Here is a 14822-nt window from a genome sequence, read left to right as displayed (position 1 = left end):
CCGGTGACTAAAAAAAAATTCCTACCTTCGTAGTTTAATAAACAACGGCAACAATGAAGGATAACGACTGGAAAAAGCGGTTGAATATTGTTTACTCAACCAACCCCGATTATCACTATCAAGATGGGGAAGCGGAAGAGGAAATCACTCTTCCCAAGGAGAAGCAACTTCTGCGTGTGAGCCTTGACAAACGGAACCGGAAAGGGAAAGCCGTTACATTGATTACCGGATTTGCAGGGACAAACGAAGCATTGGAGACATTAGGAAAACTGCTGAAAACCAGATGCGGTGTGGGTGGTTCAGCCAAGGACGGAGAGATTATCGTTCAGGGCGACCACCGGCAAAAAGTGCTCGAGATACTGCAAAAAGAGGGATATGCAAAATCGCGCGTCATCTGACTTCAACCACCTGCTGCTCATAAAAGCTTCTGCCGGGTCGGGAAAAACACACCGGCTGACCGGAGAATACCTGCGCCTGCTTTTTTCTGCCGAAAACCAATACAGGCACATCCTGGCTGTTACCTTCACCAACAAGGCTACGGATGAAATGAAGTCACGCGTTGTAGAAGAGCTCTACAAGCTCACAAAAGAAGAAGGCTCAAGTTATTTGGAAGAGCTGAAAAAAGAATTCCGTCTCCCGGAAAACAGAATCAGAGAAAGAGCCGCAACTATCCTCGAAAGTATTCTTCACGACTATTCCGCTTTTTCCATCAGTACCATAGACCGTTTTTTTCAACAAACCCTGCGTGCTTTCACGCGTGAAATGGGTTTGTCGGGAGGGTATAAACTGGAACTCGACGACAATTTTGTGCTGACGCAGATTATCGACTTGATGATCTTTGAACTCGACAAGCCCCAAAACAAAGAACTCGCCGGATGGATCCTCGATTACATGAGACACCAGATTGAGGACGGGAAAAGCTGGAACATCAAACAAAACATCGGCAAGTTGGCCGGACAACTCTTCAACGAGAAATACAAGCTGCTGGACAATGACGACAAGCTGAAAATTGAAGACAAAAAACAGCTGAACGATTACCGGCAGACATTGCTGAAGATCATCCGGTCGTGGGAAGGTGAATTGAAATCTACCGGAGCGCGCGCGTTACATCTGATGGAACGATTCGGGCTGAACTACACCGATTTCAAGCACGGCAAAAACTCCGGGTTTCTGGCTTTCATCAAATTGGCCAATGGAGATTTTAAAAAGCCATCGCCCCGTTTTTTTAGTCGTGCCGACAACCTGGAAGACTGGGTAACCACCAAAAGCGAGAAAAAGCCGGCAATAGAGTCTGCCTATTACGAAGGGCTCAACGATTGCGTGAAACAAGCCGTAAACCTGTTCGAAAACAACCTCTCCTACAACACCGCCGTAAGTATCCTGCAAAACTACCACACGCTGGGGATCCTCAACGACATACGAAACCGCCTGCAGGAATACCAGCAGGAAAACAACACCCTTTTCCTTTCCGACACAACCGAACTGTTGAACAGGATTGTTTCCGACAGCGAATCGCCCTTTATCTACGAAAAAACAGGCACGCGCATCAACCACTATATGATTGATGAGTTCCAGGATACTTCATCCATGCAATGGCAGAATTTTAAACCGTTAATCAAGGAGAGCCTGGACGGCGGACATTTCAACCTGATTGTCGGGGACGTGAAACAAAGCATATACCGTTGGCGGAATTCCGACTGGGAGTTGTTGGAAAGCCGGATCCTGCAGGATTTCAGCGACAACATTATCCGCAACAACGTGCTTGAAATGAATTGGCGTAGTGATTTCAACATCGTGAATTTCAACAATTCCGTCTTTTCCGCCGCAGCGGCAATCTTGCAAAAAAAATTCAATACCTCTGCAGAATTACAGGAGAATCCCAACGGGAAAATTACAGAAGCCTACCAACACGTCCGGCAACAGGTTCCGTCGGGTAAAAGTCCGGGCGAGGGGTATGTCAAAATTTCGTTCCTCGACACCTCTGACAAGGAAAACGACTGGAAATCAAAGGCATTAGAACAGCTTCCTCTCGAGATCGAGCGCTTGCAGGACCAGGGATTCGCCTTAAAAGACATTGCCATCCTGGTGCGGAAGAACGACGAAGCAATAGAGGTTGCCGAGACCCTGCTGAACTACAAGGAAAAGAACCTCCAATCCGGTTACCGGTACGACATCATATCAAACGAGGCACTCGTCATCGGTAACGCGCAAAGTGTGAAGGCCGTCATTGCCTTGCTCCGCCATTTTCAGAACCGCAACGATGAAACCCGCCGCATGCTTGCCGTATATGAATATTACCGATTTCACCGGGGCCTGTTGCCCGATAAGGCTATCAGCAACTATTTTGATGAAGGAGCGAAGGATTTCCCCGTTGAAGTCAAACCGGAACTTCACCGCATCTCCACCCTGCCTTTTTACGAGATGATCGAGGCTTTTTTCGCGATGAGTGTGGATGCGCTCAATGAAAAGGAAAATGCTTACGTACAGGCATTTATGGATATCGTGCTGAAATTCAGCACCGATGCTTCATCGAACATCAATGATTTTCTGGAATGGTGGGACGAAAAAGGATCGGGGAAAACACTTTTTTCGCCCGACGAACAAGATGCCATCCGGTTGGTCACCATACACAAATCCAAGGGATTGGGGTTTGGTGCCGTTATTATGCCGTTCTTAAAATGGGACATCGACCATACCGGCAATATGGGGCCTGTTTTGTGGTGTAAGCCCACGGTGGAACCTTTTAACAGGCTTGGAACCATTCCACTGCAGTATAAGAGCTCTCTCGAAAACACCCTCTTCAAAGAGGACTACCTGAAGGAGAAGCTGTACACATACATAGACAACCTGAATCTGCTTTATGTGGCTTTCACACGCGCCAAGAACCGCATCATCGCCGTTGCGCCTAAACCTGTAGGGGACGCCGTTAACGATATCAATTCGCTGTTGTGGCAGACATTTAAATCGGACGGGAAAAATGAAGGAGAGCTTTTGCTAAGTGATTATCTCACCGGACAGGAAAACAACGCGGTTTTCGAGTTGGGAACCCCTACTCTGCTCCAGCGTAAAACAGAAAAAGGATCGGCTTCCAAGCTGGATTCGGGAAAATGGCAATCCATCCCGTTCAACAACCGGCTTAAGCTGCGGTTAAACTCAGCAGGCTTTTTTTCCGAAGATGGAAGCCGTGCCTACGGAACACTTATGCACGAGATCATCAGTAGCATACAAGACCTTGGCGACCTGGCCGGTGCTGTTGAAAAAAAATATATTTCGGGGGAAATCGATGCCGGTGAAAAAAACGAGATAACCGGACTGCTCACCCGCATTTTGTCAGATCCGGGGATTGCTGAATGGTATTCAGGAAAATACCGTGTCATCAACGAAACAGAAGTACTTCATCCGGCTTTCGGCTTTAGCCGACCCGACAGGATAATGATTGGAGATAACGAGGCAATCGTGGTGGACTACAAATTTGGCGAAAGGGAAGAAGAACAATACAAACGCCAGGTGAGACATTACGTCAGGTTAATAAAAGAGATGGGATACAACAATGTGAAAGGATACGTGTTTTACGTGAAAATAGGGAAAGTAATCGAAGTCGGGACAATCTAAAGATTATGCTAAAAGAAATGCTATACGTGGGATTGGGGGGTGGAGCCGGCAGTATACTGCGGTTCCTTACCTCGAAAATCGTGGCGAAGTATGCGCACGATTATTTTCTATTTTTAGGGACGTTCGCCGCAAACATTATCGGGTGTTTCCTGATAGGGGTTTTGTCGGGGTGGATGCTCGCCAACCAACCCGATAATCAACCGTTCAGGTTGCTTTTTATCGTAGGATTCTGCGGCGGATACACTACATTTTCGACGTTTGCGTTTGAGAACCTCCGGTTACTGGAACTCGGCCAGTGGACGCTGTTGCTGGGCTACACCCTGTTCAGCGTTGTCCTGGGGATCTTTGCCGCCTGGGCGGGAATGAAAATCGGTGCTTAAAAAAATGAAGAAAACACAATGAACTCATCAATCAAATTTACCTTGACCGTCTTTTTTACGGTTATCAGTACCTCAGCCGTCTTTGCACAGACCGATTCCGTCTTGCTGAGAGAGATCAACTCCTTGAAACAGACAGTAAACGACTATCAGCATCGTTTTGATGTATTGGAAAAGCAAATCGACGACCTGATGTGGTTCCGGCGGTTGGAAGATATTGCCCATGTCGACAAAGTGAGGCTAACCAGTACTCCCCGATGGAAACCGAAAGACCCTGACGACCGCTTCGCAGGCAACAAATTACAGTTCTATACCTATGTGTTCATTCCCAAAACTGTGGACACCAACAGGAAATACCCGTTAATTGTCCTGCCACACAGCGGGATTCATGCCAATTTTTCTACCTACTACGCGCACATCGTACGCGAGCTGATTGCCCAGGAATACGTGGTGGTATCGGCGGAATACCGGGGCAGCACGGGATACGGAAAAACCACGTACGAAAACATCGATTACGGCGGCCGTGAAAACGACGATGTACTGGAAAGTCGAAACTATATGATTGATAACTATAGCTTTGTGGATTCCACCCGCGTGGGTATCATCGGGTGGAGCCACGGTGGAATGATTGCGTTGATGCAAATCTTGCAGCACGGCGACAACTACCAATGTGCATTTGCCGGAGTGCCCGTAAGCGACTTGGAAAACCGGCTGGCCTCGCACGAAGAGAGTTATACGGATTACTTCACGGCACCTCACCATATCGGGGAAAGTATCCGGGAAAATCCCGGAGAATATGCAAGGCGCTCCCCCACTCACTACGCCAGGAACCTGAACAAACCGTTGTTAATTTACACCAACACCAACGACAACGACGTCTATGTGGAAGAAGTAAAATTAATGATCGAAACCCTGAAAAAAGAGGGTAAACAGTTTGAATACACCATCTTTGAAGAAGCATCTGGCGGGCACGGCTTCGACCGTATCGACAGCAAGGAGGCCACCGATATCCGCTATGGCGTGCATAAATTTCTGGAACGTTACCTGAATCCGCCCAAACCGTTCAAATCGGCGGCAGAAATGCGTGTGGCGGCGTACGGATTTTAAGCTTATGCTTCTATTTCGTTTTAATAATTATCACCCCGTTCTTTCCCTCGTCGCCGTAAATTTCATTAGCGGATTTATCCTTTAATACTGTTATCGACTCAATCTTATCGGGATTAACGGTGTTTAGCTCAAAGTCTGCCGGCATTTTTTTTTCGTCAACAACAATCAAGGGTTTTCCCTTCAACCCATGAGTCGAAATTATTGCATGTTGAGCCGGCTTTTTCATTGTAATCAACACCACACCGTTTTTCCCGTCTTCGCCGTAAAGGAACGTGGATGTCTCGTTCTTCAGAACATCTATCGATTTGATTTCCTTGGGATTGATTCCCTGAAGTTCTTCTTCCGAAGTCCGTTTTCCATCCACGATAAGCAACGGTTGCATTCCGTCCGGGGTACGGATTCCGATAACATTCTCACCCTCCTTTTCCCGGATTTTAAGACCTCGCAATTCTCCTTTGAGGGAGGACATCTGTCCTGAACCCACAGCGATTTCCTCATCGGGAGATAACTCATCGGGAGATAACACGATAACCAGATTGTCTTTCGCTTCATCGACCGTATATTCCGAAGATTTATAATTAATCATCGAAAACACGAGCGTACTGCCTTTATCCACTTTTATTACAAATTTTCCTTGTGAGTCAGTGATGGTTCCCCGGTTTGTTCCTTTAATAACAACAGCTGCCCCCATTATAATACCCTGGTTGTCTTTCACTAAACCAGATACAGTAAGCTTTTCCTCAAACGCGATGACAAAATCTGAACTATCCTTCGTCAAAACTCGTGTGTTCCCTAATTCTAACGGATTTTTTGTCAAATCTGCCCGATTATCGGCAATAATTATCGAATCCCCCATTTGAGTCGTCATTATCTCGTTTTCAGAAGTGTTTTCAATTTCCTTTTCCACCACTTTCGCATTCAGTTTAGGAACCGAGAGGACGACCATAGCCAGAAACAACACGGGAAGCGCCGCCGTGTAGCTCCATTTCATTTGTTTGTTGGTTTTGTTTTTCATCATCATTGTAATTCTTTTGTGCAAGTCGCGCTGACGGAAGTTGTTTGCCAAAGCAAACTTATGTTCGCCCACACTCTTGCGGATTAATAAAAGTTGATATTGTTTTGCATCGGTGCCGCTGGTAAGGACCTGTTCGTCGGCCTGGTATTCGTGAACCGATTGAATTTCCCTTCGCAGCAGCCACGAGAAAGGGTTAAACCAGAAAACACACGTGAACAGATCGAAAAAAATCATATCGTATGAATGTAGCAAATGAATATGTGCCCGTTCGTGATTGATGATAGCCCGATTGTCTGCCGTAATGTCTTTGCGTGACAAAACAATGTTTTTCATCCAACTGAACGGCGCAATATCTTTATCGGTTACACATAAAACTGTTTCGTCGGCCAATGACTGCTTCTCTGCCCTCCGAATAATACGGATAAGCTGATTCAGTCCCGCCAGGTAACGCAAAACAGCGAAAAGGAATCCGGCGGCAAACAGAACCGACAGTACCGGCACCCATGGAATTACAATATGTGGTTGCGGTCCAACAATCTCACTCACTGGAATATTCGAGGGATCAAAGGCAATTGTTTCTGCGATTGGTTCTACTTTTTTTACGGGAAGCAAACTGAAACGCAAGACCGGAAGCACGACGACCAGCATCACGATCGATATCAACAAAAAACGATTGAAGCGATGAAACGTATTTTTTCCGAAAAAAAGCCTGTAGAAACCGTAAAAAAAGGCCATCAGAACGGAGGCGCGAAGCAGGTAATATAAAAATGTTTCCATTTGTCAGTATTTGTGTTTGTCTTTTTTTTAAGAATTTAGATCGAATGCAGATTGAATAAGATTGAAAAACAGGCAGCCCACTATCAATCTCCATCAATCTTTTTCAATCTATCATCAATATTACTAAAACATGGCAGTAATTTTTTATTTTCAGTTCTCATTCAACTTTTCCACTTCGTCCAGCAGTTTCCTCACCTCTTCCACCGAAATATTCTCCTCTTTGATCAACGACGAGACTACGCTCAGGTACGAATTATCGAAATATTTCCTCACCACATTCCGAAGCGTTCCGTTGCGATACTCCTCTTCCGTAATTACGGCAAAATAGCGGTATGTGGTCCCAAATGTTTCGTGAGACAAAAAACCTTTCTCTTCCAGTGCCCGCACATAGGTGGATAACGTATTGAAATGCGGCTTCGGTTCGGGATACATTTCTACGAGTTGCTTCACAAACAACGCATCGTTTTCCCAAAAATAACGCATAACTTCTTCTTCTTTGGCTGTTAATTGTTTCATTTTTTACAGAGGTTAGATGTCAGACTTCAGACCACATTAAGCGTGGAGAAATTTACTATGGCACAAATATAACTATTTTTTTTAGTTTTGAAACTAATTTATATAGTTAAAAGAACTAAAGAGTATAGTTAAAATTAAAAGTAAAAAATAAACCGACTGGTTATCAATCGGTTTATAAATATATAATCAGATAGTATTAACGTAGCTGACAGATTAACCCTTTTCCTTCAACCTCCCGTTTTTCTTCAACGCCTGATCCAGGACCCACTGGATTTGGCCATTAACACTGCGAAACTCATCGGCAGCCCATTTTTCAATAGCCTCCATCGTTTCTGAGTCCAGCCGCAATGCGAAGTTCCGGGTTGTTTTTTCTTTTTTAGCCATTTTCAATCCTTCGTTTTGCCCAATTTAACCAAAATTTCGGCAAGAAATTCAGCCTGCATTGTTCCGATAAGCACTTTTTTGCCGTTCATCAGCACAAGCTGCAACCCCTTGTTTCCAGACATGGTAAAAGCTCTTCCCGCATTTATGGAAAACCGGATACCCCAGCCACCGAATTCTTTTATGGGTTTATAATCTCTGACATACACCTTATGCAAGTTACTCCAATCGTAAAACTTATACCGGAAATGAAACGGGAAAAATTTCACGTAAACACCTTCTTCGTTAATGTAAGTAAACAGTTTTGCACCGAGGATTGCCACACTCAACAAGAGCATGGCTGCGGCAACAATTATTAATCCGGCATCGTTCATCGGGTTAGTTCCCCACTGCTTTCCCAGTAGAAGCTGTTGAATACAACCCCACAAAAAAAGGGCGTTAATCCCCAGCAAGAGAATCCATGTCCACCACTGGCGAAACCGCTGTACTTCGTAAAATTCAACCGGTTCTTTTTTCATCATTCTTGACTTTATCCTTTAACCCTGGCTCGCTTACTGATACAATGTTCCTGTATTCAATACAGGCTGCGCCGATTCATCGGCACAAAGCACTACTAACAGGTTACTTACCATGGCTGCCTTTTTATCGCTATCCATCTCAATGATGTTTTCGTCTTCAATGCGTTCGAGCGCCATCTTTACCATCGACACCGCTCCTTCAACAATCTTCTCGCGTGCCGAGATAATGGCTTCGGCTTGTTGACGGCGAAGCATCACGGCTGCAATTTCGGGGGCATATGCCAGGTAATTGATGCGCGCTTCAACAATTTCTATACCCGCCATTTCCAAACGGTTATTCAACTCGTTGAGCAAATCCACGTTCACCTCGTCACCTCCCGAACGGAGCGTAATTGCCGCATCCGACACCACATTATTGTCGTAAGCGTATTGCCCGGCAACCTGGCGCAAAGCGGCATCACTCTGAACAGCAACAAAGTTTTCAAACGCATCCATTTGTTTACTCACCGAATAAGTTACCGTGCCGTCTTTGCCCGGTTTGGAAGCCGCCATTGTCTGTGCGTCAATTTCAAACATTGCCTTGTACGTATCTTTAAGTTTCCAAACCAATACCAATCCTATCAAAATGGGATTTCCCACTTTATCGTTGACTTTTATCGGATTCACATTCAGGTTTCTGGCACGCATCGATAGTTTTTTCTTGGACATGAACGGATTAACCCAAAAGAACCCGGTTTCTTTTAAAATACCCTTGTACTTCCCAAAGAAGATCATCACTACTGCTTCATTGGGTTCGAGTTTTACAAATCCGAAAAGCAGTACAAACCAGATCAATGCTAAAAAACAACCGGCTATAACCCCTGCATTACCCAGAAAAAAACAAAAAACAGTTCCCCCAAGCATTAGAAGCAACAAAAAAAGCATAAGAAAACCGTTCGCTTTAAAACTGTTAAAAATAAATTCCTTTGTTTCCATATCGATTAATTTAAAATGATATTATTTTGATATTGCAAATATATCAACATTTTTTTATATTTTCCAAATTTCCGGCGTTTTTTTTTTGTTTTTTTTAAAATTTTTCTCAAAAACATGAAAAAATGACAGAGCATCGGGTAAAACCATCGGTTAAATCCTTAATTAATAAGCAAAAAGTTATACCTTTGCCTCAGAAACTATTTTGAATTTTTAGAAAACATTCAATACTTTTTTACAATCGTTTAAATAACAATCAATTAGTACTCGAATGAAAAAATTATTATTTATCACGTTAGCAACTATGGCCTTACTTGCTTGTAACAACGCAAAAACCGGGGAACAGGCCCGGGAAAACGGAGCTATTTTTTACACCGAATTCGACACACCGTTCGGGATGCCACCCTTTGACAAAATTTCCTTTTCCGATTTTAAGCCCGCATTTTTAAAAGGGATGGAAGAGGAAACCGGCGAAATTGATTCTATTGCGAACAATACGGAAGCACCCACCTTTGAAAACACCATTGCAGCATTGGACAACAGCGGACGTTTACTGAACAGGGTTTCACGCGTCTTTTACGGTTTAAAGGGAGCTGAAACCAACGATTCTATTCAGGCGTTGGCTGAGGAGTTATCCCCGCTGATGTCCGAACACCGGGACAACATCAATTTTAACGACAAGCTGTTTGCCCGCATCAAAACGCTTCGCGATGACACGACGGGTATGAACCTGACTACCGAACAGTATCGTTTGCTGGACAACTATTATAAAGGGTTTGTCCGTTCGGGAAGCATGTTGGGCGAAACAGAGAAAAACAGGCTCCGTGAAATCAACAAGGAACTTTCCTCCCTTACGCTTAAATTCGGGAACAACCTGCTGAAAGAGACCAACGGTTTTAAATTGGTACTCGAAAATCAACATGATCTGGCCGGACTCCCCGAAGGAGTAATCGCTGCTGCTGCTGAAACCGCTAAAAAGGAAGGACAGGATGGAAAGTGGGTATTCACCCTTCAAAAACCCAGTTGGTTACCGTTCCTGCAGTATGCTGAAAAACGTGAATTAAGGGAAAAACTATACAAGGCCATGTTCAACCGCGGCGACAACGATAACGAAAACGACAACAAGAAAATCATCAACGACATCGTGAACCTGCGTATCGAAAAAGCGCAAATGCTCGGCTACAAAACCCACGCCGATTTCATACTGGACGAAAACATGGCTAAAACAGCGGCAAACGTTTACAAGCTGCTCAACGATGTATGGAAGTACGCTTTACCACAGGCAAAGAAAGAGGCTGCCGAACTTCAGGCGATGGTCGACGCCGAAGGCGGAAACTTTAAAATCGAATCGTGGGACTGGTGGTATTACACCGAAAAACTCCGCCTACAGAAGTATGCCCTCAACGAAGAAGAAATCAGACCCTACTTCAAGATGGAAAACGTTCGCGAAGGCGTATTTGAAGTAGCCAACCGTCTCTACGGACTGAATTTCAAAAAGTTGGATAACGTTCCGGTTTACCATCCCGAAGTAGAAGCTTATGAGGTGCTGGATGCCGACGGTTCCCATATCTCGGTATTCTACACCGATTACTTTCCACGTGCAGGTAAAAATGCCGGAGCCTGGATGAGCAGCTTCCGCGGGCAGCAAATTCGCAATGGCGAAAACATCCGTCCGCTCGTTTTCAACGTGGGCAACTTTACACGTCCCACGGAAACCACTCCTTCACTGCTTACGTTAGACGAAGTGGAAACACTTTTCCACGAATTCGGACACGGTTTGCACGGAATGTTGTCAAACGTGACCTATTCAGGCGTTTCCGGCACAAGCGTGTCGCGCGACTTTGTGGAACTTCCCTCACAAATCATGGAGCATTGGGCATTCCATCCCGAAGTGTTAAAACTTTACGCCAAACATTACCAAACAGGTGAAGTAATCCCCGATTCACTGATCGCTAAAATAGACGCAGCGTCCAAATTCAATATGGGATTCACTACCACCGAATTTGTTGCGGCTGCACTGCTCGATATGGATTACCACACACAAAGCGAAAGAAAAAATATTGACGTTCGCGATTTTGAGAAAAAATCCATGGAGAAAATCGGACTTATCAGTGAAATTATTCCCCGTTACCGCAGCACCTATTTCTCGCATATCTTTAGTGGGGGCTATTCTGCCGGATATTATGCTTACCTGTGGGCAGAAGTATTGGATGCCGATGCGTTCCAGCCTTTTGCTGATAAAGGGGTGTTCGATAAAGCGACAGCCGCTTCGTTCCGTGAAAACATTTTATCGAAAGGCAACTCGGACGACCCGATGATCCTTTACAAGAAGTACCGCGGAGCAGAACCTAATCCAATCTACCTGTTGAAAAACAGGGGATTTGTGCAGTAATTAACTTTTATCTGGCAAGGTAAGGAGGGACTCTCGGGAAAGCATTTCCCCCCATGCAGCAAAAATAATCCAACGATATTGTTCTTAAAAAGACAAAAAAAGTGTATATTTGCAGGCTCAAATAGAAAGGCATTCCAGATGCCTTTATTTTTGGCAAAAAAATCGGATAAACACCTAAAAAAGAATAGATTAATACTCATATAATAAACGTAATATCGAAATGCAAAACAAAGGATTTATTAAAGTTTTCGCAATCATACTCACGCTTATCTGTTTGTTCTACTTATCTTTTACCGTAGTAGGCAGACAATACAACAAAAAAGCCGATGCGTATGCCAAAGGAGACTTGGAACTAAAGAATCAGTATCTCGATTCACTTTCTACCGAGAAAGTCTATTTAGGATACACACTAAAACAAATTCGTGAAAAAGAGATCGGTTTAGGACTCGACCTGAAAGGCGGGATGAACGTGATTGTGGAAATGGATGTTGCCCAGGTTCTCAGGGCGCTGGCCAACACCGATGACCCGCAATTTAACCAGGCATTGCAGGAAACGATTGTTCAAAACAGAAAAGGAAGTTCATCCGACTTCATCACTCTTTTCCGTCAAAACTACGAAAGAATAAATCCCGATGGTAAGCTGGCAAATATCTTCAGCATCACCATGAGTGACAGGGTGACCCCTACAGCAACCAACGACCAGGTAGTCAACGTCCTCCGGCAGGAAGTGAAAAGTGCTGCTGACAACTCGTTTAATGTGCTTCGTACACGTATCGACCGTTTCGGGGTAGTTGCTCCCAACATTCAACGCCTTGATCAGGCCGAACGTATTCTTATCGAGATGCCCGGTATTACGGAACCCGAACGCGTTCGAAATCTTCTGCAAGGAAGCGCCAACCTGGAGTTCTGGAAAACCTACAACGTAAACGAACTCGGAACATACTTCAACGAAATAAACACCCGTTCCGCAGAATATGCGCAGGCTGTTCGTGGCGCTGCGGCAACATCCACCGATTCCGCCACAATAACAGAAACAACGGATTCATTGACACTGGATTCATCAAGTGCTGAGGAAGAAAAAATGGAGATCAACAAAAGTTTTGTTGAATATTTTGCTCAACCCTACTTTGCCATGAGCGGTGCCAGTGGACCTATTGTGGGAACGGCTGCCAAAAACGATACAGCCGCAGTTAATTACCTGCTTCAACGATACAAAGATATTTTCCCTGCCGACGTTCGTTTCAAATGGGGATTTAAACCCATCGACCAGCGCGAGACCTATTTTGAGTTATATGCACTGAAAGGTGACGGGACCCGACGCGGACCCGCTCTCGAAGGAGATGTTGTTACCAACGCAAAGGCCGACCAGGGCCAACAAGGTTCGGCCTGGGAGGTGAGCATGACCATGAACTCGGCCGGCGCAAGCCGCTGGGCAACCATTACGGGGGCAGAAAAAGGCAAATCCATCGCCATCGTACTTGATGGCTACGTTTACTCCGCACCTACCGTAAATGACCGCATCGAAGGCGGACGTTCCTCCATTTCCGGACGATTCACCCCGGAAGAAGCAGGTGACTTGGAGAACGTGTTGAAATCGGGAAAAATGAAAGCGGGTGTCCGCATCGTTCAGGAAGATGTCGTAGGACCCTCACTGGGGCAGGAAGCTATTCGCGACGGTTTTGTGTCGTTTGTCATTGCCCTTATCGTACTGTTTATCTTCACCTGCTTGCTATACGGAATTATCCCGGGAATGGTAATCAACGGCGCGCTGCTCATCAACTTCTTCTTCACGCTGGGAGTCCTGGCAGCATTCCAGGCAGTCCTTACCCTGCCGGGTATCGCGGGGATGATCTTGTCGCTCGCTATGGCTGTGGATGCCAACGTACTGATTAACGAACGTATCAAGGAAGAACTGGCTAATGGAAAATCGTTGCGTAAAGCACTGGAAGACGGTTATAAGAATGCTTTCTCGGCAATTCTCGACTCCAACCTGACAACCATCATCACCGGTATCATCTTGGCGATCTTTGGAACAGGTCCTATCAAAGGATTTGCCGTTACACTGATCATCGGTATTTCCGTTTCGTTCCTAACCGCCGTTTTCTTAACTCGTTTGGTTTACGAGTATCAATTTGAAAAAAACAGGTGGCAAAAACTTACTTTCAATACCGGATTCTCGAGGGCTATCTTTAACGTATATAACTTCGATTTCATCAAAAACAGCAAGAAAATCATACTGGCAATACTCATTTTTGGAGTTGTCAGCATCGGTTCACTCTTTACCTTGAAATTGAATACGGGTATCGACTTTACCGGTGGACGCAACTACATTGTGCGTTTCGACCAGCCGGTAAAAACAGGAGATATTGAACAAGCATTGCAACCGGTCTTAGGCGGATCGGCACAGGTAATCACCATCGGCTCAAGCAATCAGGTGCGTATTTCTACCAACTATATGATTGATTCCGAAAGCGCAACCGTGGAAGACGATTTAGTTACACTGCTTGGGGAAGGGTTAAAAGATTACATTGCACCCGGAAGCAGCATCAACGACCACATCCTGAGCTCACAGAAAGTGGGTCCAAGCGTTGCCGAAGACACGATGAAGAATGCCTTCCTGGCGCTTACCATCGCTTTAATCTGTATGGGTATCTACATTTTTGCCCGTTTCCGTAATTGGGCATTCTCCGTAGGAACAGTTGCAGCACTATCTATTGACACGTTTGCCGTTATCGGTTTTTATTCACTTCTTTGGAAGGTAATGCCGTTCTCAATGGAAATCGACCAGACATTTGTTGCGGCTATCCTGACCATTGTGGGTTACTCCATCAACGACAAAGTGGTTGTGTTCGACCGTTTCCGTGAAGTGCACCAGTTGTATCCCAAACGCGAACTGCGCGCACTGTTCAACGACTCCATGAACGCCGTATTGGCACGTACCATCAACACCGGTTTGAGTACGATCCTGGTTATCTTGTGTATTCTGTTCCTGGGAGGTGATGCCGTAAGAAGTTTCGTGTTCGCCATGTTGATCGGGGTAGTTGTTGGAACTGTAACAAGTTTGTTCATTGCTTCACCTGTAGCTTACTCGATCATGAGAACGCAGCAGGAAAAGAAACAATTGGAACCTAAAAAATAAACAATATATTCAATTA

The 14822-nt window shown here is 45.0% G+C and carries 11 protein-coding genes; 6 read left to right on the top strand and 5 right to left on the bottom strand.

Going from position 1 to position 14822, the window contains the following annotated elements:
* Positions 1 to 53 precede the first annotated feature (53 nt).
* From KCV26_12065 to KCV26_12050, 4 genes are read left to right on the top strand one after another with little or no spacing between them, the layout of a single operon-like run.
* On the top strand, positions 54 to 398 hold the full coding sequence (locus tag KCV26_12065; protein WZX36029.1) for a translation initiation factor: 345 nt from the start codon (positions 54 to 56) through the stop codon (positions 396 to 398).
* Positions 376 to 3612, top strand: a complete 3237-nt coding sequence (locus KCV26_12060; protein WZX36028.1) for a UvrD-helicase domain-containing protein — start codon at positions 376 to 378, stop codon at positions 3610 to 3612. The genes KCV26_12065 and KCV26_12060 overlap by 23 nt, the downstream gene beginning before the upstream one ends.
* A gap of 5 nt (positions 3613 to 3617) precedes the next feature.
* On the top strand, positions 3618 to 3992 hold the full coding sequence (crcB, locus tag KCV26_12055; protein ID WZX36027.1) for a fluoride efflux transporter CrcB: 375 nt from the start codon (positions 3618 to 3620) through the stop codon (positions 3990 to 3992).
* Positions 3993 to 4010: 18 nt separating this feature from the next.
* Positions 4011 to 5096, top strand: a complete 1086-nt coding sequence (locus KCV26_12050; GenBank protein WZX36026.1) for a prolyl oligopeptidase family serine peptidase — start codon at positions 4011 to 4013, stop codon at positions 5094 to 5096.
* 10 nt (positions 5097 to 5106) lie between these two features.
* On the opposite strand, the gene KCV26_12045 is transcribed toward KCV26_12050, so the two are convergent.
* The 5 genes from KCV26_12045 to KCV26_12025 all read right to left on the bottom strand — a co-directional run bounded on the left by KCV26_12045 (position 5107) and on the right by KCV26_12025 (position 9278).
* Positions 5107 to 6888: a TonB-dependent receptor plug domain-containing protein gene (locus tag KCV26_12045; protein ID WZX36025.1), complete on the bottom strand. Its 1782-nt coding sequence runs from the start codon at positions 6886 to 6888 to the stop codon at positions 5107 to 5109.
* A 150-nt stretch (positions 6889 to 7038) separates the two neighbouring features.
* Positions 7039 to 7404: a BlaI/MecI/CopY family transcriptional regulator gene (locus tag KCV26_12040; GenBank protein WZX36024.1), complete on the bottom strand. Its 366-nt coding sequence runs from the start codon at positions 7402 to 7404 to the stop codon at positions 7039 to 7041.
* A gap of 213 nt (positions 7405 to 7617) precedes the next feature.
* Positions 7618 to 7788: an Arc family DNA-binding protein gene (locus tag KCV26_12035; GenBank protein WZX36023.1), complete on the bottom strand. Its 171-nt coding sequence runs from the start codon at positions 7786 to 7788 to the stop codon at positions 7618 to 7620.
* Between the two features lie 2 nt (positions 7789 to 7790).
* A complete protein-coding gene (locus tag KCV26_12030; protein ID WZX36022.1) occupies positions 7791 to 8303 on the bottom strand; it encodes a hypothetical protein in 513 nt (170 codons plus the stop codon).
* A 33-nt stretch (positions 8304 to 8336) separates the two neighbouring features.
* Positions 8337 to 9278: an SPFH domain-containing protein gene (locus KCV26_12025; GenBank protein WZX36021.1), complete on the bottom strand. Its 942-nt coding sequence runs from the start codon at positions 9276 to 9278 to the stop codon at positions 8337 to 8339.
* Between the two features lie 301 nt (positions 9279 to 9579).
* Here KCV26_12025 and KCV26_12020 point away from each other — a divergent pair, with 301 nt between their 5' ends.
* Positions 9580 to 11667 (top strand): M3 family metallopeptidase, encoded by a 2088-nt coding sequence (locus tag KCV26_12020; GenBank protein ID WZX38390.1) that lies wholly within the window; start codon positions 9580 to 9582, stop codon positions 11665 to 11667.
* Between the two features lie 220 nt (positions 11668 to 11887).
* Positions 11888 to 14806: a protein translocase subunit SecDF gene (secDF, locus tag KCV26_12015; GenBank protein WZX36020.1), complete on the top strand. Its 2919-nt coding sequence runs from the start codon at positions 11888 to 11890 to the stop codon at positions 14804 to 14806.
* Positions 14807 to 14822: the final 16 nt, after the last annotated feature.

The sequence above is a fragment of the Petrimonas sulfuriphila genome, assembly GCA_038561985.1.
GTDB classification, from domain to species: Bacteria; Bacteroidota; Bacteroidia; order Bacteroidales; family Dysgonomonadaceae; genus Petrimonas; species Petrimonas sulfuriphila.
Note: the sequence above shows the minus strand (reverse complement) of the source record. Positions and strands in the feature narration are given on the sequence as shown.

Excerpts from the sequence above, each read along its gene's own strand:
- KCV26_12065 (WZX36029.1), top strand. The coding sequence starts at position 54 with ATGAAGGATAACGACTGGAAAAAGCGGTTGAATATTGTTTACTCAACC.
- KCV26_12060 (WZX36028.1), top strand. The coding sequence starts at position 376 with ATGCAAAATCGCGCGTCATCTGACTTCAACCACCTGCTGCTCATAAAA.
- crcB (WZX36027.1), top strand. The coding sequence starts at position 3,618 with ATGCTAAAAGAAATGCTATACGTGGGATTGGGGGGTGGAGCCGGCAGT.
- KCV26_12050 (WZX36026.1), top strand. The coding sequence starts at position 4,011 with ATGAACTCATCAATCAAATTTACCTTGACCGTCTTTTTTACGGTTATC.
- KCV26_12045 (WZX36025.1), bottom strand. The coding sequence starts at position 6,888 with ATGGAAACATTTTTATATTACCTGCTTCGCGCCTCCGTTCTGATGGCC.
- KCV26_12040 (WZX36024.1), bottom strand. The coding sequence starts at position 7,404 with ATGAAACAATTAACAGCCAAAGAAGAAGAAGTTATGCGTTATTTTTGG.
- KCV26_12035 (WZX36023.1), bottom strand. The coding sequence starts at position 7,788 with ATGGCTAAAAAAGAAAAAACAACCCGGAACTTCGCATTGCGGCTGGAC.
- KCV26_12030 (WZX36022.1), bottom strand. The coding sequence starts at position 8,303 with ATGAAAAAAGAACCGGTTGAATTTTACGAAGTACAGCGGTTTCGCCAG.
- KCV26_12025 (WZX36021.1), bottom strand. The coding sequence starts at position 9,278 with ATGGAAACAAAGGAATTTATTTTTAACAGTTTTAAAGCGAACGGTTTT.
- KCV26_12020 (WZX38390.1), top strand. The coding sequence starts at position 9,580 with ATGGCCTTACTTGCTTGTAACAACGCAAAAACCGGGGAACAGGCCCGG.
- secDF (WZX36020.1), top strand. The coding sequence starts at position 11,888 with ATGCAAAACAAAGGATTTATTAAAGTTTTCGCAATCATACTCACGCTT.